The following is a 20,208-nucleotide window of genomic DNA, read 5'->3' as shown; positions in this document are numbered from 1 at the left end:
GATCAATCATCCTTGGTTTTTTGATTACCAAATAATCACACGGTCTTCTGGTGAGCGCCACATCCCGTCGCCTTCTTTGACATCATAAGTTGTAAAGAAATCATCAAAGTTTGGCACTTGGACATTGACACGGAGTTTAGCTGGCGCGTGCACATCGACACTGGCCATGAGTTTCATCAACTCTGGGCGGCCTTTCATACGCCAGATACGCGCAAAGTTGTGGAAGAATTCTTCGGCTGAGAAGTCTGGTTCTCTCTTAGCAGCTTCTAGCGCTGCGGCAATTCCTCCAAGATCAGCAACGTTTTCAGATACGGTCAATTTCCCGTTAATGGTTGCGCCGTAAGATTCTTGACCATCAAACTGGTCGATAACCTTCTGAGTTTTCTCTTTAAAGGCTGCATAGTCGCTCTCAGTCCACCAATCCTTGAGGCTACCATTTTCATCAAAGGAAGCTCCGTTAGTATCAAAGGCGTGAGAGATTTCATGGGCAATAACTGCTCCGATACCACCATAGTTGGCAGAAGATGACTGATACAAGTCATAGAATGGAGCCTGTAGGATAGCAGCTGGGAAGACAATCAAGTTCTTTTGAGGATTGTAGTAGGCATTGACCATGTGAGCAGGCATGCCCCACTCCTTGTAGTCAACTGGCTGGTTCCACTTGCTCCAGCTATGCTTGATTTCCACACGCGCAAAGGCTAGGGCATTCTCAAAGAGGCTAGCAGATTCATCCACTACCTTATCCTTGTAGCGAGCTGGCAATTCTTCTGGATAACCGATATAGGGCTTGATGACATTGAGTTTAACGATAGCTTTTTCTCGTGTTTCAGGAGTCAGCCAGTCGTTCTTAGCCAAGCGTTCCTTATAAACGCCAATCATAGTTGCTACTTTTTTCTCTACATCCGCCTTGGCTTCTGGAGAGAATTTTTCGTGGGCATACCAAAGGCCAAGGGCTTGTTTGAATGGTCCTTGCGCTAAGTGGTAAGCAGCCTTGCGTTTATCTTGGGCTTCTGGAACACCTGAAAGAGCACGGCCATAAGCACCTGACAAGATACGAATCTCATCTGTCAAATAGTTAGTTGAAAGGTTGACCACACTCAAGATCAAGCTTGCCTTGAGCAAAGGCCAAGCTTCTTCACTATAGAATTGCTCTGCCACTTGCCAGAAACGTTCCTCATCTACGATAACCTTATCAGGTACTTGCCCAATCACTGCTTGGAAGAAGTCGTCGAGAGGTAAAGCTGGTGCAAACTTTTTGAAATCTTCATAAGAGTATGGATGATAGAGTTTGGCGTATTCTGAACTTTCTTCGTTAGAGAGCACCACAGCCGCAATGCGACGGTCCAATTCCAATCGTTTCTCTAGCAAATCTGCGATTTCTTCATCTGAGAAGTTATAGGCTTTGAGGAGATGAGCAGTACTTTCTTTCCAAAGGTTCAATAATTCCTCACGCTGTGGATGGTCTTCCGCATAGTAGGTCGTATCAGGCAAGATAGTTCCTGGCGCACTGGCCCAGAGAACATTGGTTCTAGCATCCATAAAGTCAGGTGATACTCCAAATGGAAGGAAGTTTGGTTTACCAGCTAATTCAAATTCTGCTAGTTTACTTGCGAAATCCTCAAAACTTTCCAAATCCTGGTATTCCTTAAGCATTGGAAGGACTGGGTCGATTCCATCAGCTTCTCGCTTATCGAAATCTCTCACCATGGCATGGTACTTGACAAAGTTTGCTAGGATAGGATCTTCAGGCACATCTTCTCCTGCCAACCACTTGTCAGTCGTCGTTAGCATCAACTCTTCGATTTCTTCGTCAAGGTCAATAAAACCACCTGTTCTCGATTTATCGGCTGGAATAACTGCAGTCTTTTCCCACTCACCATTTATAGCATCATAAAAATCATCTTGATAACGTGTCATCTTGTTCTCGCTTTCATTTTTCACTTATTCTTAGCTTAGCAAAAATCCCTTGGGAATGCAATTAAAAATGCCGTCTTTTCCTGATTGTTTTCTAGTTAATATTTTAAATATTTCAAAAAAATTAACTTGACTTAATTTTTATTTTAAGGTATATTAAAAGATAGGAGGAATACAACTGTATGATACGTATCGAAAACCTCAGTGTCTCCTACAAAGAAACGTTGGCACTAAAGGATATTTCACTAGTGCTCCAAGGACCAACGATTACCGGAATTATTGGTCCAAACGGTGCTGGGAAATCAACACTATTAAAAGGGATGCTGGGAATTATCCCACATCAAGGTCAGGCATTTCTCGATGACAAGGAAGTGAAAAAATCCTTACACCGAATTGCCTATGTCGAACAAAAAATCAATATCGACTACAACTTTCCTATCAAGGTCAAGGAATGTGTCTCGCTAGGACTCTTTCCTTCTATCCCTCTCTTTCGTAGTTTAAATGCTAAACATTGGAAGAAAGTGCAAGAAGCCCTTGAAATCGTCGGCCTAGCTGACTACGCTGAACGTCAAATCAGTCAACTGTCTGGAGGTCAATTCCAGCGGGTCTTGATTGCCAGATGTTTGGTTCAGGAAGCCGACTATATCCTCTTGGATGAACCTTTTGTTGGGATTGACTCTGTCAGTGAGGAAATCATCATGAATACGCTGAGAGATTTAAAAAAAGCTGGGAAGACGGTTCTCATCGTCCACCACGACCTCAGCAAGGTTCCCCACTACTTCGATCAAGTCTTGCTTGTCAATCGAGAAGTGATTGCCTTTGGTCCAACCAAAGAAACCTTTACCGAAGCCAATCTCAAAGAAGCTTACGGTAATCGACTCTTTTTCAATGGAGGTGACCTATGATTGCAGAATTTATCGATGGATTGCAAAAATTCCATTTCTTACAAAATGCCTTGATAACAGCTATTGTCGTTGGGGTCGTTGCTGGAGCTGTGGGATGTTTCATCATCCTACGCGGGATGTCACTCATGGGAGATGCCATTTCACATGCTGTCTTGCCAGGTGTTGCCCTCTCCTTTATCTTGGGCGTTGACTTCTTTATCGGAGCCATTGTCTTTGGATTGCTAGCTGCCATCATCATTACCTACATCAAGGGGAACTCGATTATCAAAAGCGATACCGCCATCGGCATTACCTTTTCTTCTTTCTTAGCCCTCGGTATCATCTTGATTAGTGTCGCTAAAAGTTCAACTGACCTTTTCCATATCCTTTTTGGTAATATCCTGGCCGTACAAGATACGGATATGTTTATTACTATGGGTGTTGGAGCAGTCATTCTCTTGTTAATCTGGATTTTCTTCAAGCAACTCTTGATAACTTCCTTTGATGAACTATTGGCTAAAGCCATGGGAATGCCTGTCAATTTCTATCACTACCTTCTCATGGTACTCTTGACTCTCGTGTCTGTGACAGCCATGCAAAGTGTCGGAACTATCCTGATTGTAGCCATGCTGATTACCCCAGCTGCAACTGCTTATCTTTATGCTAATAGCCTGAAAAGCATGATTTTCCTTTCCTCAACCTTTGGAGCTACTGCTTCAGTTTTGGGACTCTTTATCGGTTATAGCTTTAACGTTGCGGCAGGTTCTAGTATTGTGCTTACAGCCGCTAGTTTCTTTCTCATTAGCTTCTTTATCGCTCCAAAACAACGATATTTGAAACTGAAAAATAAACATTTGTTAGAATAAGGGGTAAAGCCCCAATAAATTGGAGGATCTAATGAAAAAATTAGGTACATTGTTCGTTCTTTTTCTTTCCGTTATTGCTCTTGTAGCATGTGCTAGCGGAAAAAAAGATGCAGCTTCTGGTCAAAAACTAAAAGTTGTTGCGACAAACTCAATCATCGCTGATATTACTAAAAATATTGCTGGTGACAAGATTGATCTTCACAGTATCGTTCCTGTTGGTCAAGACCCTCACGAATACGAACCACTTCCTGAAGACGTCAAGAAAACTTCTCAAGCCGACTTAATCTTCTACAACGGCATCAACCTTGAAACAGGTGGAAATGCCTGGTTTACAAAATTGGTAGAAAATGCTAAGAAAACTGAAAACAAAGACTACTTTGCAGTCAGCGAAGGCGTTGATGTTATCTACCTTGAAGGCCAAAACGAAAAAGGCAAAGAAGACCCACATGCTTGGCTCAACCTTGAAAACGGGATGATTTATGCGCAAAATATTGCCAAACAGCTCATCGCAAAAGACCCTGACAACAAAGAATTCTACGAAAAAAATCTCAAAGAATACACTGAAAAACTTGATGCTCTAGACAAGGAAGCCAAAGAGAAATTTAACACTATCCCTGCTGATAAGAAACTCATCGTAACCAGCGAAGGATGCTTCAAATACTTCTCTAAAGCTTACGGCGTACCAAGTGCCTACATCTGGGAAATCAATACCGAAGAAGAGGGAACACCAGACCAAATCAAGACCTTGGTTGAAAAACTTCGTCAAACAAAAGTTCCATCACTCTTTGTCGAATCCAGTGTCGATGACCGTCCAATGAAGACTGTTTCACAAGACACAAACATCCCAATCTATGCTCAAATCTTTACAGATTCTATCGCTGAAGAAGGCAAAGAAGGCGATAGCTACTACAACATGATGAAATACAATCTTGAAAAGATTGCTGAAGGTTTGTCTAAATAAATTTCTAAAAACGTCAGTCTCCTTGAATTGGCGTTTTTTTTGATTAAAATTCCGGTCAAATTATTGGGAAAATCTGACGATTCAATGTAAAATGAAAGAAAAAAGATTGGAGTAGCTTATGACTACATTCCTTGGAAATCCTGTGAGCTTTGCAGGTAAACAACTACAAGTAGGAGACAAGGCTCTTGACTTTTCTCTAACAACAACTGACCTTTCTAAAAAATCACTGGCTGACTTTGATGGTAAGAAAAAGATTTTGAGTGTCATTCCTTCTATCGACACTGGGATCTGCTCACTTCAGACTCGTCGCTTTAACCAAGAATTGGCTAGCTTGAACAACACTGTTGTCCTTACTGTTTCTATGGACCTTCCATTTGCTCAAAAACGTTGGTGTGGCGCAGAGGGAATTGAAAATGCCATCATGCTCTCAGACTACTTCGACCACTCTTTTGGACGTGATTACGCGCTCTTAATCAATGAGTGGCACTTACTTGCTCGCGCGGTCTTTGTCCTTGATGCTGACAATATTATCCGTTATGTTGAGTATGTGGACAATATCAATTCCGAGCCAAACTTTGAAGCAGCCATTGAAGCAGCAAAGTCGCTTGAATAAAAGAAAGCCCACTTATAACAAGGCAGAAAGCTAGAGAAATCTAGCTTTTTTTGGTATACTAGATGGAGATAATAAACAAGGAAATGCGAATGACACCTAATAAAGAAGACTACTTAAAATGTATTTATGAGATTGGCATGGAACTTCCTAAGATTACCAATAAGGAAATCGCTGCTCGAATGCAGGTATCACCTCCAGCTGTAACTGAAATGATCAAGCGAATGCAATCCGAAAATCTTATCCTAAAAGATCAGAAAAAGGGCTACTTACTAACGGATATTGGTTTAAAACTTGTATCTGACCTTTACCGAAAGCACCGACTCATTGAAGTTTTTCTGGTTCACCATCTGGACTATACCAGTAATCAGATTCATGATGAAGCTGAGGTATTAGAACATACGGTTTCAGACTTTTTTGTCGAGAGATTAGACAAAATGTTAGGCTTTCCAAAAACCTGTCCCCATGGAGGAACCATTCCTGCCAAGGGAGAGCTTTTAGTTGAGATCAATAACCTTCCACTCTCTGATATCAAAGAAGCAGGGACCTATCTACTGACTCGGGTCCATGATAGCTTTGAACTTCTCCAATATTTGGAAAAACACAGTATCCATATTGGAGACAAACTCCAAGTCAAGCAGTTTGATGGCTTCTCTAATACCTTCACTCTCATTCACAAGAATGAAGAACTCCAAGTCAGCCTAGAAATCGCCAAACAGCTCTATGTTGAAAAAATGAACTAAAGTCTTTATCAGCAAAAAACCAAGCCCGCGAGCTTGGTTTTTCTTATCTATTTTTGGTGTCAAGGATGATGGTTACTGGGCCATCATTGACCAGTTCCACCTGCATATCTGCTCCAAAGACTCCTGTCTCAACAGGAACTTCCTTGGCTAGTTCTTGGTTAAATTCTTGATAGAAAGCTTCCGCCATATCCGGTTTAGCAGCGCCTGTAAAGGCTGGGCGATTGCCTTTTTTGGTATCTGCAAACAAAGTAAACTGAGAGATGGAGAGGATTTGGCCTTGGATATCCTTAACCGATAAGTTCATCTTGCCTTCAGCATCTGAGAAAATTCGCATATTGACAAGCTTTCTGACTGCATAATCCAAATCTTCTTTTTGATCCTCAGGTCCAACACCTACTAAGAGTAAGAGCCCCTGCTGGATTTTCCCATATACTTGACCTTCAATAGAAACTTGAGCTTTCTTGACACGCTGAACGATAATTCTCATAGCAATCCTTTCTGATTATATCAAGCCAACTTAACCATTGGTACGTTTAACCGAGTAGACTTCTGGTACACTCTTAATCTTATCAACCACGGTGGTCAGCATTGAAAGGTTTGAAATCCCAAAGGAAACATGGATATTAGCAAATTTCATATCCTTGGTTGGTTGGGCATTAACTGTTGAGATATTCTTAGTTGTATTTGATAAGACTTGCAAGATATCATTCAATAGACCAGAACGGTTGAGACCGTAGATATCGATGTGAGCCATATACTCCTTACTTGAGAATTGGTCTTCCCATTCAACATCGAGTAGACGTTGTTCGTAATTTTCCTGTGATCGAAGATTCATACAGTCTACACGGTGGATGGCAACTCCGCGTCCTTTGGTAATATAGCCGACGATATCATCACCTGGAACAGGGTTACAACATTTGGCAATCCGGATCAAGAGCCCAGAAGCACCTTGGATGACTACTCCACCCTCATGCTTAACCTTAAGCGTGTCCTTGTTCTCCACCTTGACTTCGCCACCCTTGACCAATTCTTCAGCTTCTGCCTTAGCTTTGGCCCGCTCTTCTTCACGACGTTCCTTCTCCGTCAAACGGTTAAAGACAGTAATAGCTCCGATTTCTCCAAAACCAATCGCCGCAAATAGCGCTTCTTCTGTCTTGTAGCTGGTTTTTTGAAGGACTTCATCCATGTGACGTTTGTCCATAAATTTATTGGCCACATAGCCGTTTTCTTGGAGCTGACTAATCAGCAATTCACGGCCTTTATTGATGGACAATTCTTTATCTTGGTTTTTAAAAAACTGACGAATTTTGTTACGAGCCTTGCTGGTCTTGACCATATTGAGCCAGTCACGGCTTGGTCCAAATGAATTTGGATTGGTGATGATTTCTACCTGATCACCTGTTTTTAACTTGGTCGTCAAAGGAACCATACGGCCATTAACCTTGGCACCAGTCGCTTTTTCCCCAATCTTTGTATGAATTTCATAGGCAAAGTCAATCGGTCCAGAATCCTTTGGAAGTGAACGAACCGCCCCATCTGGAGTAAAGACATAAATCTCCTCAGCCAGATAGTTTTCTTTGACAGTATCTACAAACTCCTTGGCATCATCTGCTTGATCTTGGAGTTCCATCATCTCCTTGATCCAGTTCATTCCAATAGCAGATTCCTTGCTATTAACTTGCCCCTTGATTCCTTTTTTATAAGCCCAGTGAGCCGCAACCCCGTACTCAGCAACCTCGTGCATCTCCTTAGTACGAATCTGGAACTCAATCGGCCCTTTTGGACCATAAACGGTCGTATGGATAGACTGGTAACCATTGGCCTTACGATTGGCAATATAGTCTTTAAAACGTCCCGGCATTGGTTTCCATAGCTCATGAACGTAACCTAACATCGCATAGACATCACTCTGAGTGTCTAGAATACAACGAATGGCAATCAGGTCATAGATCTCTTCAAAGCGTTTTTTCTTATCCTGCATCTTGCGATAGATAGAGTAGATATGCTTTGGACGGCCGTAGATTTTTCCTGTAAGATGGCGCTCAGATGAGTATTCCTCGAGTTTCGTCACAACTTCATCGACCAAGGCTTCACGCTCTTGACGTTTTTCCTTCATCATGTGACTAATCTTGTAAAATTCAGTTGGATTGAGATAGCGGAAAGAGAGATCTTCCAGTTCCCACTTCACACTTGAAATCCCCAAACGGTGAGCAAGTGGCGCATAGATTTCCATGGTTTCTCTGGAAATACGCTCCTGCTTGTCCTTACGAAGATGCTTGAGGGTGCGCATATTGTGTAGGCGGTCAGAGAGTTTGACCAAGATAACACGGATATCCTCTGACATAGCCATGAGCATCTTGCGATGATTCTCAGCCAGCTGCTCCTCGATAGACTTATACTCAACCTTACCAAGCTTGGTAACACCATCTACAATCACTCGAACATCGTGACCAAATTCGCGTTCTAAGTCATCTAAAGTAGCATCTGTGTCTTCTACCACGTCATGCAAAAAACCACAAGCAACAGTGACAGCATCTAGCTTGAGTTTAGCCAAGATACCTGCTACCTGAATAGGGTGGATAATGTAAGGCTCACCTGATTTACGATATTGGCCACTATGGCATTCTACAGCGTAAACCAAGGCCTTGTGTACAAAAGCCACATCTTCTTTCGATAAATATTTTTGCGTTAAAGCGACAACTTCATCGCCTGAATAAATTACTTCTTTCGGCATGCATACTCTCCAATTCTTCCTACCATTTTAACACTTTTTTGAGGATATGAAAACTAGTAAAGCCCATTCTGTAAGAGTTTGCTAAACTTGATAAAAAAACACTACTAGAAAAACTCTAGTAGTGCTCATTGATTAAAATCTATCTTAGTAAACTGTTCTTTCAGTTTCTACGTCGAAGAAGTGTGCTTTGTTCAAGTCAAATCCAAGCTCAACTGTTGCACCTGCTTGCAAGTAGTCACGAGCGTCAACTTTTGCAACGAACTCATCTTTACCAACTTGGCAGTATAGGTGAGATTCTGAACCGAGCAATTCTGATACAGAGATTGTTGCTTTCACAACTGATTCTGGGAATGTTTCAAGGAAAGCAGGTTCAGCATTTACGTCTTCTGGACGGATACCGAAGATCAATTCTTTACCTTCGTAACCTTTTTCACGAAGAACTTTCAAAGCACCTTCTGGAACTTTCAAAGTAAATCCGTCAGCAACAATGCGGTCACCGTTCAATTTAACGTTGATGAAGTTCATAGCTGGGCTTCCGATGAATCCTGCTACGAATTTGTTCACTGGGTTTTTGTAAACTTCTTGAGGAGTACCGATTTGTTCAACACGTCCGATAGTACCTGTACCAGCAGGGTTTTTAGTTGCTGACATGATAACGATACGGTCTGCAAGTGTCATCGCTTCTGTTTGGTCGTGAGTTACGTAGATAGTTGTAGCTCCGATACGACGGTGGATTTTAGCGATTTCAGCACGCATTGATACACGAAGTTTTGCATCCAAGTTTGACAAAGGTTCGTCCATCAAGAATACTTTGGCATCACGGACGATTGCACGACCCATGGCAACACGTTGACGTTGACCACCTGAAAGGTCAGCTGGTTTACGATCCAAGAATTCTTTCAAACCAAGAATTTCTGCTGCTTCTTGTACACGTTTGTCAATGTCTTCTTTGCTGTATTTACGCAATTTCAAACCGAAGGCCATGTTATCGTATACAGTCATGTGTGGGTAAAGAGCGTAGTTTTGGAATACCATGGCAATGTCACGGTCTTTTGGAGCCACGTCGTTGACAACCACGCCATCGATAGATGCAGTACCTTCTGTGATGTCTTCAAGACCTGCAATCATACGAAGAGTAGTTGATTTACCACATCCTGAAGGTCCTACGAAAACGATGAACTCTTTGTCTTTAATGTTCAAGTTGAAATCTTCAACTGAGTAGTGTTCGCTATTTGGATATTTTTTGTAAATATTTTTAAGATTTAATTCTACCATTTCGGTGAACTCCTTTTGTCATTTGATAGTTTTATTATAGATGAAAACGCTTTACATTTCTATGGCAAGGTGACCAAAAAAATAAAAAAGTTCTGTGCAACTTGCACAAAACTTTAAATAATATCTGGTAAAATCAACTGATAACACAAGGTTAAATCTGTCAATTCTTTCAACTGCAGTCCTGTCAATTCTTCCCATTTATCAATCTTGTATTGGAGAGAATTGCGGTGCAGATAGAGCTGTTGAGCTGTTTTTGTCAGGACTGCACTATTTTCCCACAGTGAAAGGATGATTTCCTGAATCTGATCCTGGTCCACAATCATCTGATGCAGATATTCCTTGATAACTCGGAGATCCACAATTCTTTCACCCATACTCCAAAGATAGAGTTGAGAAAAAGTATGGAATCCTTGATGACCTTGACGCCACCAGTTTTTAAACAAGTCACGTTCTGCTTTGATGAGATCTGTCAAACTCTGATTTCCTGTTTGAGACCAGACCTGACCAAGCATAATAGACAGACGAACTCCAAAGTCGTACTCTACAGCTTCCAAGGTATCCATCAAGATAGAGCGAACGGATGTGTACTTATCCTGTTGGAGAACAAAAATGTAATCTTGCGCTCCCACCTGAAGCACTGTTTGACAATTTGGAAAGAGAGTTCCCATCATTTCTAACCAAGACGTTAAATTTTCCTGTTGAAAATAAGATAGGTGACAATAGACAAGCTGCAATTTTTTAAAGTTTTGCGGTGCCTGTCCTTTGCCTTCAATGAGATAACTATACCAAGGATTGAGGGAAATGGTTTGCTCCTGTTTGGTTAAGAGAGCCACCAGTTGTTTTTCACGCTCGCTAAGACTAGCTTTCTCAAGCAAAAGCCACTGATAATTTGACAGAGGTAGACTTAGATAGCCCTCTCTATCAACTGGCTGATCTAAGATTTTACCATCAGGAAACCAATCCAGTAGTTCTTTTGCAATCATTTCTAGCCCTCCACTTTTTGGATGCACCAAGAAATCAAGGTTTCGAGGCGCTCCACATTTTCAGTCATATGAAGATAGCCCATGACCGCTTCAAAACCAGTAGACATACGATAGGTCACCACATCCGCATTCTTAGCCTTGGTATGACTGTTGGTATTGCGACCCCGTTTATAGATTTCTTCTTCTTTTTCCGTTAGGACTTCTTCTTCCAGCATGAGGGAAATCAAGTGTGCCTGAGCCTTGGCCGACACATACTTAGTGGCTTCTTGGTGGAGTTTATTGGGTTTGGTCATGCCTTTGAGAATGAGATGGCGGCGAATATACATAGAATACACCGCATCCCCTTCAAAAGCTAGCGCAATCCCATTAATGAGATTGACATCAATCACGTGTCCACCTCACTCCATCCTTGGTGTCAAGTAGCTTAATCCCTTGCTCAGCTAGTTGGTCACGGATTTGGTCAGCAGTCGCAAAGTCACGATTGGCACGCGCTTCTTGGCGTTTTTGGATCAAGGCTTCAATCTCTTCATCCAAAACTTCCTCGACAAAGACAATACCAAAGACCTCTAACATAGCTGCAAGAGCTTCCTTAACAACCGTATCATAGTTTCCTGAGTTGATCCATTTAGCCATTTCAAAGACAACTGTGATTCCGTTAGCTGTATTGAAATCCTCATCCATAGCAGCTACAAACTTATCTTTAAATGCCTGTAACTCCTGAGCATCTACTGTCCCAGTAAATGGTTGTTCATAGGTGTTCTTCAAATACTTGAGATTTGTCTCCGCATCACGCACTGCTTTTTCCGTAAAATTGATAGGCTTACGGTAGTGCTGAGTCGCAAAGAAGAAACGCAATACTTGACCATCAATGGTCTTGAGGGCATCATGTACCGTAATGAAGTTACCCAAAGACTTAGACATCTTGACATTGTCGATATTGACAAAACCATTGTGCATCCAGTAGTTGGCAAAGGTCTTGCCTGTTTTAGCTTCAGACTGGGCAATCTCGTTAGTATGGTGAGGAAACTCAAGGTCAGCTCCACCACCGTGAATATCGATGGTATCACCCAAAATTTCCGTTGACATGACCGAACACTCGATATGCCAGCCTGGACGACCAGGTCCCCAAGGACTGTCCCAAGAAATCTCACCTGGTTTGGCAGATTTCCAGAGGGCAAAGTCCACAGGATTTTCCTTACGAGCTGTTTCTTCATCCGTTCGACCTGAAGCACCTAGTTCCAAGTCTTCCAAGGTTTTATTGGCCAACTTAGCATAGTTGTGGGATTTTTCTACACGGAAATAGACATCCCCTTGACTCTCATAAGCATAACCTTTTTCAATCAAATCAGCAACAAAACGAATAATATCATCCATAAACTCGACTACACGAGGATGACGAGTCGCAGGCTTCACCCCCAAAGCCGTCACGTCCTCACGAAAGGCAGCAATGTACTTGTCCGCTACTTCCTGAGGTGTGATGCCTTCTTCCTTGGCACGGTTGATAATCTTGTCATCTACATCGGTAAAGTTGGAAATGTAGGCAACCTCATAACCACGATACTCAAAGTAGCGACGAATGGTATCGAAGGCTACTGTTGAACGGGCATTCCCCACGTGGATATAGTTATAAACTGTCGGCCCACAGACATACATCTTAACCTTGCCGTCCTCGATTGGGACAAATTCTCGCAAATCACGAGACATTGTGTCATAGATTTTAATCATAAAATAATAGTCAGGAAAGCTAAAATTCATAAACAGATATTTTCATAACTAACTGTTCAACTAAATTTTAGTCCGATTGCCTGTCACAAATCGGATTTCCTTGCTCCTTTCTAAACATAAAAGAAGAATGAAGTAAAAAGATGAAGGGAGTCACTACGGAAGTTTTATTTCTATGTTTTCCGTTAGGCTCCCTTCCTTTCTTGTTTCAAATTTATCGTAAAGACTAGTCTAAACTAACTCTTGAGCAATGACTAGGGCAATCTCAAAGAAAGTCATAGCATCCGCTTTTCTATCCTCGCGTCTAGCATCCCATTCGTGATTGTGATGGTCGACATAGTCAGCTGTGTAGAAAAATTGATAAACCTTGGCTTGTCGATATTGAGCCCAGGCCATGATAGCTGAAGCTTCCATATCTACAACTCTAGCTCCTGCTGCTAGTCTTCGTTTGACTTTAGCAGCTGTCTCACGATAGAAGGCATCTGTGGTCCAAGACTTTGTTCGAATATGCTCAATACCAGCTTTATCCAAGGCTTTTTCCATAGTTAAGAGTAGAGATCGCTCATAGGCTATTTCATCACTTGCTGGAGCATAGTGATAACTAGTACCTTCATCACGTAAAGCCGAGCTTGGTAGGATAATCTTATCTGCTTGAATAGACTGGTCTAGAACTCCGCAAGATCCCAAAACAATAAAGTTCTTAAATCCTCTTGCTTTGAGTTCTTCTAAGAGTCCAACAACCATTGGAGCACCAATCGTAGCCATAGCAACTGCTACCTTACTCCCATCTTTTTCATAGATATACCATGGCAGTTTGCCATTTAGATTGGTAAGATAGCCACCTTCGTAGACACCATCTATCTGCTTTACTCGTTCAAGGATTTCTCCATTAAAAGACAAGATTATGGTATCACAGATTTCTCCACCACTACGGAGGCTTCGATCAGTTGGCTCGATAACAGCAGGTACATTTTCAAATTCTTCTAATAGCATTTATTACTCTTTCGCATTCAGATAAACCACTTGGGTTTGTTTGACAAAGCCAATCTTTTCAAACGGACGAAATCAAATGTTAAAGCCCAGACGATCTGTGACTGGCATCTCTCGCTTGCTCGAGTTTATTGACGTAGTATTCCCGTTTTCCTTCAACTTCATGAATGGTTGGTTCATCCTTTTGCCCATGCACTCGGACAATCTTGGCTGGAATACCGACAACCGTTACATCGCTAGGAACATCTGCCACAACAACTGCTGCAGCACCGACCTTGGCATTTTCACCGATTTCTACAGGCCCGATAACTTGGGCATGTGCAGATATGAGAGCTCCCTTACGCACGGTCGGATGGCGTTTGCCAACATCCTTCCCTGTCCCACCAAGAGTTACCCCGTGGTAGAGAAGAACCCCTTTTTCAACGATAGCCGTCTCCCCAATCACAAGGCCAGAACCATGGTCGATAAAGACACCTGATTCGATCTGAGCTCCTGGGTGAATCTCAATCTGCGTCCAAAAACGCCAAAACTGGCTGTGCATACGAGCTAAGAGCTTAAAGCCATTCTTCCAGAGAAAATGAGAGAGACGGTGGGCAGCCAAGGCTTTTACACCAGGATAGGTCAAAAGAACCTCCAAAGTGGTGCGAGCCGCTGGATCATTTTCTTTTACGATATCAATGGTTTCACGCCACCATCCCATACAATTCTCCTTTTCTTATTCTGAGTCTTTTGGTGTTTCTGTAGTTTCTTTCTTAGGTTTGTTGTCCTTGTGATGGTGACGAGGACGATCGCCATGACGATGACCCTTTTCACCTTTTTCTTCTGAATGTTCCGGTTTTGGAGGACGAGGAAGAAGTGCCTTCATAGAAGCATCGACACGACCTTTTTCGTCAATCTTGATAATCTTGACATCCACTTCATCACCGATGGCTACCAAGTCTTCGACACGGTTGGTACGAGTCCAAGCCATTTCAGAGATGTGAACGAGGGCATCCGTCTTGTCAAAGAGGTTGACAAAGGCACCGAATTTCTCGATACGCACAACTTTAGCATGGTAGACTTCGTCCACTTTCGCTTCACGAACCAAACCAGCAATGATTTCTTTAGCGCGGTTAATGGCAGCTTGGTCGCTAGAGTAGATAGACACGTTTCCTTCTTCGTCGATGTCAATCTTAACGCCTGTTTCAGCGATAATCTTATCAATGGTTTCTCCACCTTTACCGATGACAATCTTGATTTTGTCCACATCGATCTTGATGGTATCAATTTTCGGAGCAGTTGGAGCCAATTCTGGACGAACTTCTGGAATGGTTGCTTCAATCACATCAAGGATTTCAAAACGCGCTTTCTTAGCTTGAGCAAGAGCTTCAGTCAAGATTTCCGCAGTAATCCCTTGGATCTTGATATCCATCTGAAGGGCTGTAATCCCGTCACGCGTACCTGCAACCTTGAAGTCCATGTCTCCAAAGTGGTCTTCCAAACCTTGGATATCTGTTAATACGGTGTAGTTGTTTCCATCTGAGATAAGACCCATGGCAATCCCTGCTACTGGGGCCTTGATTGGCACACCACCAGCCATAAGGGCAAGAGTTCCCGCACAGATAGACGCTTGTGAAGAAGAGCCATTTGATTCCAAGACCTCAGCGACCAAGCGGATCGCATATGGGAATTCTTCCAAGCTTGGCAAAACTTGAGCAAGAGCACGCTCACCGAGAGCACCGTGACCAATTTCACGACGACCTGGTGCACCGTAACGACCAGTTTCCCCAACAGAGTATTGTGGAAAGTTATAATGGTGCATGAAGCGTTTCTTATACTCTGGATCCAAACCATCGATGATTTGCGTTTCACCCATTGGCGCCAAGGTCAAGATAGAAAGAGCCTGAGTTTGTCCACGCGTAAAGAGTCCTGAACCGTGTACGCGAGGAAGGTAGTCCACTTGTGCATCCAAAGGACGGATTTCATCGACCTTACGGCCGTCAGGACGAACCTTGTCTTCTGTGATCAAACGGCGCACTTCTGCGTGTTCCATTTGTTCCAAGATTTCAGCCACATCCCGCATGATGCGGTCAAATTCTTCGTGGTCTGCATATTTTTCTTCGTAAATTGCTGTGACTTGGTCTTTAACTGCTTGAGTTGCAGCTTCACGCGCCAATTTTTCTTCTACTTGAACCGCTTTTTGAAGATCGCTGTTGTAGGCTGCAATGATTTCAGCCTGCAATTCAGCATCCACATGAAGCAATTCTACTTCTGCTTTTTCTTTACCGACTGCCGCAACGATTTCTTCTTGGAAGGCAATCAATTCTTTGACAGCTTCATGCCCTTTAAGAAGGGCTTCCAACATGATTTCTTCTGACAATTCTTTTGCACCAGACTCTACCATGTTGATAGCATGCTTAGTACCAGCTACTGTCAATTCAAGAAGCGATTGCTCAGCTTGTTCTTGCGTTGGGTTGATGATGATTTGGCCATCAACATAACCTACTTGTACCCCAGCGATTGGTCCGTCAAATGGAATGTCTGAGATAGACAAAGCCAATGATGAACCGAACATCGCTGCCATTGGTGCAGATGCATTTTCATCGTAAGAAAGGACTGTGTTGATCACTTGCACTTCATTACGGAAACCTTCCGCAAACATAGGACGAATCGGACGGTCAATCAAACGCGCTGTCAAGGTCGCATCTGTTGAAGGACGTCCTTCACGTTTCATAAAGCCACCAGGAAATTTCCCAGCCGCATACATTTTTTCTTCGTAGTTGACTTGAAGTGGGAAGAAATCCCCAGTTGCCATCTTCTTAGACATAACGGCAGCAGTCAAGACAGTTGACTCACCGTAACGCACCACAACAGAGCCATTTGCTTGCTTAGCAACCTGACCAGTCTCTACGATCAACTCACGACCCGCAAAAGTCGTTTGAAACACTTGTTTTGTCATTTTAATCCCCTTTTGGATTGATAATATTATACGCCTTGCCTACAAAAATCAGGATACAAAGGGCGTTAAGAATCCCGTATGAAAATAGGAGATTGACGCTGTGTGCGATGCACACCAGGAAATCTATCTTTTTCACTAGGGATTTAGCCCGTGTTCAACTCCGAAATTACTTTAGTTCTGATTCTTTAACTTACATCTCTTCGACATAAGATTAAGACTGCTTAAATATCGTTTATACCCTCATCTTTGTATCAAGTACGTACAGAGTCTATTTTATCATATTTTTCTTAAAAAGTGCTGTCTTTTCTATTAAAAAGGAACCATTCCTCCATGAAAAGAAGAATGGTTTGCTTTTTATTATCCTAAAGATTGGTGATTAAACAAGGCATGAGTTGCTTGGTGAATGTACTGAGCAGTATCTGCATTATTCATGGTGTAGAGATGCACACCTGCCACGTCCTGAGTTACCAAGTCCACGATTTGGTCCACTGCATAGGCAAGTCCTGCTGCTCTGAGTGACTCAGGGTCATTCTCATACTTGTCTAAGATAGCTTTAAACTTACGTGGAAGATGGATATTCTCACAAGTCTTCAAGAGACGAAGAGCTTGGTTACGATTCAGGATTGGCATGATACCCGCATGAATCGGTACATCAATACCAGCCAAGGTGCACTTATCCTGAAAATCGTAGAAACGCTCATTATCAAAGAAAAGTTGAGTAACAAGGCTTGAGCAGCCTGCATCCACTTTTCTTTTCAGATTTTGAATATCTGAGATTTGGTTTGGTGAATCAGGGTGCCCTTCTGGGTAACAAGCGCCAATAATTTCAAAATGTGGGGCCTGCTCCTTGATGAATTCAATCAGGTCCGTCGCATAACGGAAGTCCTTTTGTGGTTCCACATCAGGGATGAGATCTCCACGAAGAGCCAAGATTTTCTGAACCCCAACCTTATCCAAATCTGCAATGGTCTCAGCCACCTTATCCTTAGTTAGATAGATAGCTGGCAAGTGAGCAATAGTTGGAATCTCCAAGTCATTTTGGATATAGTCTGCCAAACGAACCGTCGTCTCTTTGATATTAAATTTATTATTGCTGGCAGTCACACTGATAAAGTGTGGGGCCAAGTCCTGCATATCTTTCAGGGCTGCAATAATTTTGTCATTGCCTACTGCTGGGTTTGGAGGGAAAACTTCAAATGAGAGGGACGGTGTTTGACGTGACATATTTATGAACCTTTTCTAGTTGATTTCTTACTGATCAACCATGTATGGAGAAATATCTTTTCTTACAATTTCTCACGCGCAGCTTTGGCAGCTTCTACAAGGCGGATCAAGCTTTCTTTCGTTTCTGGAATACCACGTGTTTTCAAACCACAGTCAGGGTTGATCCAAACTTTTCTGCTTGGTACTTTCGCAAGGATTGCTTCGATTGTGTGGTCGATTTCGCCTTCGTTAGGCACACGAGGTGAGTGGATATCGTAAACCCCAGGTCCAACTTCTGTTTGGAAGTTTTTCGCTTTGAGTTCGTCCAAGATTTCAAGGTTTGAACGGCTAGCTTCAAATGAGATAACGTCTGCATCCAAGTTGTCGATAGCTGGGATGATATCTGTAAATTCTGAGTAACACATGTGAGTGTGGATTTGTGTGTCTGGTGCTACTGTTGAGTGTACCAAACGGAAGGCTGGAATAGCCCAGTCAAGGTAGTCTTCGTACCAGTCGCTACGACGGAGTGGCAATTTTTCACGAAGAGCAGCCTCGTCGATTTGGATGATTTTCACGCCTGCAGCTTCAAGGTCAAGAACTTCATCCTTGATAGCAAGAGCGATTTGAAGAGTAGAATCCTTGATAGAGATGTCTTCACGTGGGAATGACCAGTTAAGAATTGTAACAGGTCCAGTCAACATACCTTTAACAGGTTTGTCCGTACGGCTTTGTGCATAGCTAGACCATTTCACAGTGATAGGGTTGAGACGAGTCACATCACCCCAGATGATTGGTGGTTTAACCCCACGCATACCGTATGATTGTACCCAACCGTTTTTAGAGAAGAGGTAACCTGACAAGTTTTGACCGAAGTACTCAACCATGTCGTTACGCTCGAATTCACCGTGTACAAGCACGTCAAATCCAACTTCTTCTTGCCATTTGATCCATTCGTCGATCGTTTCAGCAAGGAAGGCATCGTATTCTTCTTGTGACAATTCACCCTTACGGAAGGCCAAACGTTTCGCACGAACTTCCTTAGTTTGAGGGAATGAACCGATGGTAGTTGTTGGAAGAGCTGGAAGTTTGAAAGCTTCTTCTTGGATTGCTTCACGTTCTGCAAAGGCTGGCAAACGAGTGTAGTCTGCTTCTGTCAATCCAGCGATACGCGCACGAAGTTCCGCATTTTCACCAACACGTTCAGTCTCAAAGAGTTCTTTGTTTGCTGCAAGAGCTTCTGCACCTTGACCGTTGCGGATAGCATCCAAGTCACGGATCTCATCCAATTTTTCAACTGCAAAAGCAAAGTGGTTCAAGATAGCTGGTTCAAATTCTTCATTAGCAGTTGTAAATGGCACATGAAGAAGTGAGCATGAGCTTGTCAAAACGATGTTTTCAGTTGGGATTTGCTCAAGAACAGCCAAGCTCTTTTCGTAGTTGTTACGCCAGATGTTCTTACCATTGACAATACCTGCATAAAGAGTCTTGTCAGCTGGGAATCCACCTTTAACTAGTTCAAGAGTTTTCTTACCTTCAACAAAGTCAAGACCAATCGCATCTACTGGCAATTTCACAAGGTCAGCGTAAACGTCACGAACGTCACCGAAGTATGTTTGAAGCAAGACTTCAAGACCTTTTTTGTCAGCCAAGAGTTTGTTGTAGATGTTCAAGAAGAGGGCTTTTTCTTCTTCTGTCAAGTCTTTGACAAGAGCAGCTTCGTCGAGTTGGATACGAGTTGCACCAAGTTCAGCCAATTTTGCAAAAACCTCTTGGTAAGCAGCTACTAAGCTATCTACGAAGTCTTCTGCTTTCACACCTTCTTCAAAGTCTGACAATTGAAGGAACGTGAATGGACCTACAAGGACAGGACGAGTGTTAAGTCCAAGCTCTTTTGCTTCTTGGAACTCATCGAAAATCTTGTGACCAGCCAATTTTACTTGAGTGTCTTTTTCAAATTTAGGAACGATGTAGTGGTAGTTGGTGTTGAACCATTTCTTCATTGGAAGGGCACGAACATCCCCTTTTTCTCCTTGGTAACCACGTCCCAAAGCAAAGTAGCGTTCAAGATCTGACAAGTCCAAGTTTTGTACTGAAGCAGGAACTACGTTGAAAAGGAAGGCAGCATCAAGGAAGTTGTCATAGTGAGAAAAGTCATTTGATGGGATTTCAGAAATGCCTTTTTCTTTGACGATGTTCCAGTGTTTTGCACGCAATTCTTTAGCCGCAGCCAAGAGTTCTTCTTCTGAGATTTCTTTTCTAAAGTATTTTTCAGTTGTAAATTTTAATTCACGGAATTCACCCAAACGTGGGAAACCGATAATTGTAGTTGACATGTTTTGTCCTCCAAAAATTGTTGTTGAAACTATCTTAACAGAAAAGAAAGCG

General features: G+C 42.5%; 17 protein-coding genes. 5 read left to right on the top strand and 12 right to left on the bottom strand.

All coding sequences use genetic code 11. From position 1 onward, the window contains the following. Positions 1-24: 24 nt before the first annotated feature. The gene (locus PCY08_RS00800; RefSeq protein ID WP_301559120.1) at positions 25-1,917 is read right to left on the bottom strand and encodes a M13 family metallopeptidase; all 1,893 of its coding nucleotides are present in this window, start codon (positions 1,915-1,917) and stop codon (positions 25-27) included. Between the two features lie 179 nt (positions 1,918-2,096). Here PCY08_RS00800 and PCY08_RS00795 point away from each other — a divergent pair, with 179 nt between their 5' ends. The 5 genes from PCY08_RS00795 to PCY08_RS00775 all read left to right on the top strand — a co-directional run bounded on the left by PCY08_RS00795 (position 2,097) and on the right by PCY08_RS00775 (position 5,978). Further along, positions 2,097-2,819 carry a metal ABC transporter ATP-binding protein gene (locus tag PCY08_RS00795; protein ID WP_000619164.1) on the top strand — a complete coding sequence of 241 codons (723 nt, stop codon included), beginning with the start codon at positions 2,097-2,099 and terminating at the stop codon, positions 2,817-2,819. Next, positions 2,816-3,664, top strand: a complete 849-nt coding sequence (locus PCY08_RS00790; protein WP_075227476.1) for a metal ABC transporter permease — start codon at positions 2,816-2,818, stop codon at positions 3,662-3,664. The genes PCY08_RS00795 and PCY08_RS00790 overlap by 4 nt, the downstream gene beginning before the upstream one ends. Positions 3,665-3,695: 31 nt before the next feature. Beyond that, entirely contained in the window at positions 3,696-4,625 is a 930-nt protein-coding gene (locus PCY08_RS00785; RefSeq protein WP_301559119.1) for a metal ABC transporter substrate-binding protein, read from the top strand. 118 nt (positions 4,626-4,743) lie between these two features. Next, positions 4,744-5,238 (top strand): thiol peroxidase, encoded by a 495-nt coding sequence (gene tpx / locus PCY08_RS00780; protein WP_301559118.1) that lies wholly within the window; start codon positions 4,744-4,746, stop codon positions 5,236-5,238. A gap of 89 nt (positions 5,239-5,327) precedes the next feature. Further along, a complete protein-coding gene (locus tag PCY08_RS00775; protein WP_301559117.1) occupies positions 5,328-5,978 on the top strand; it encodes a metal-dependent transcriptional regulator in 651 nt (216 codons plus the stop codon). 43 nt (positions 5,979-6,021) lie between these two features. Here the strand turns inward: PCY08_RS00775 and dtd are convergent, their stop codons facing one another. From dtd to metE, 11 genes are all read right to left on the bottom strand, one after another. Further along, entirely contained in the window at positions 6,022-6,465 is a 444-nt protein-coding gene (gene dtd, locus PCY08_RS00770; protein ID WP_049503997.1) for a D-aminoacyl-tRNA deacylase, read from the bottom strand. A 30-nt stretch (positions 6,466-6,495) separates the two neighbouring features. Beyond that, positions 6,496-8,712, bottom strand: coding sequence for a bifunctional (p)ppGpp synthetase/guanosine-3',5'-bis(diphosphate) 3'-pyrophosphohydrolase (locus PCY08_RS00765; protein WP_001123766.1), 2,217 nt, complete (start codon positions 8,710-8,712; stop codon positions 6,496-6,498). A gap of 144 nt (positions 8,713-8,856) precedes the next feature. Then, the gene (locus PCY08_RS00760; RefSeq protein WP_049504000.1) at positions 8,857-9,987 is read right to left on the bottom strand and encodes an ABC transporter ATP-binding protein; all 1,131 of its coding nucleotides are present in this window, start codon (positions 9,985-9,987) and stop codon (positions 8,857-8,859) included. A gap of 113 nt (positions 9,988-10,100) precedes the next feature. Beyond that, positions 10,101-10,970 carry a PucR family transcriptional regulator gene (locus PCY08_RS00755; RefSeq protein ID WP_301559116.1) on the bottom strand — a complete coding sequence of 290 codons (870 nt, stop codon included), beginning with the start codon at positions 10,968-10,970 and terminating at the stop codon, positions 10,101-10,103. Between the two features lie 2 nt (positions 10,971-10,972). Beyond that, positions 10,973-11,359: a Mini-ribonuclease 3 gene (locus PCY08_RS00750; RefSeq protein WP_045763483.1), complete on the bottom strand. Its 387-nt coding sequence runs from the start codon at positions 11,357-11,359 to the stop codon at positions 10,973-10,975. Beyond that, complete coding sequence (gene cysS / locus PCY08_RS00745; protein WP_045763623.1) at positions 11,352-12,695, bottom strand: cysteine--tRNA ligase; 1,344 nt, start codon at positions 12,693-12,695, stop codon at positions 11,352-11,354. Before cysS ends, PCY08_RS00750 begins: the two co-directional genes overlap by 8 nt. 228 nt (positions 12,696-12,923) lie before the next feature. Beyond that, positions 12,924-13,685, bottom strand: a complete 762-nt coding sequence (locus PCY08_RS00740) for a nucleoside phosphorylase (protein ID WP_045763484.1) — start codon at positions 13,683-13,685, stop codon at positions 12,924-12,926. 79 nt (positions 13,686-13,764) lie between these two features. Next, positions 13,765-14,382 carry a serine O-acetyltransferase gene (gene cysE / locus PCY08_RS00735; RefSeq protein ID WP_045763485.1) on the bottom strand — a complete coding sequence of 206 codons (618 nt, stop codon included), beginning with the start codon at positions 14,380-14,382 and terminating at the stop codon, positions 13,765-13,767. A 15-nt stretch (positions 14,383-14,397) separates the two neighbouring features. Further along, on the bottom strand, positions 14,398-16,620 hold the full coding sequence (pnp, locus tag PCY08_RS00730) for a polyribonucleotide nucleotidyltransferase (RefSeq protein ID WP_301559115.1): 2,223 nt from the start codon (positions 16,618-16,620) through the stop codon (positions 14,398-14,400). A gap of 357 nt (positions 16,621-16,977) precedes the next feature. Next, on the bottom strand, positions 16,978-17,844 hold the full coding sequence (gene metF / locus PCY08_RS00725) for a methylenetetrahydrofolate reductase [NAD(P)H] (protein ID WP_075227487.1): 867 nt from the start codon (positions 17,842-17,844) through the stop codon (positions 16,978-16,980). 62 nt (positions 17,845-17,906) lie between these two features. Then, positions 17,907-20,156 carry a 5-methyltetrahydropteroyltriglutamate--homocysteine S-methyltransferase gene (gene metE, locus PCY08_RS00720; RefSeq protein WP_301559114.1) on the bottom strand — a complete coding sequence of 750 codons (2,250 nt, stop codon included), beginning with the start codon at positions 20,154-20,156 and terminating at the stop codon, positions 17,907-17,909. Between the last annotated feature and the right edge of the window lie 52 nt (positions 20,157-20,208).

This window comes from Streptococcus sp. SO4, from assembly GCF_030440055.1.
Lineage (GTDB): Bacteria > Bacillota > Bacilli > Lactobacillales > Streptococcaceae > Streptococcus > Streptococcus nidrosiense.
Note: the sequence above shows the minus strand (reverse complement) of the source record. Positions and strands in the feature narration are given on the sequence as shown.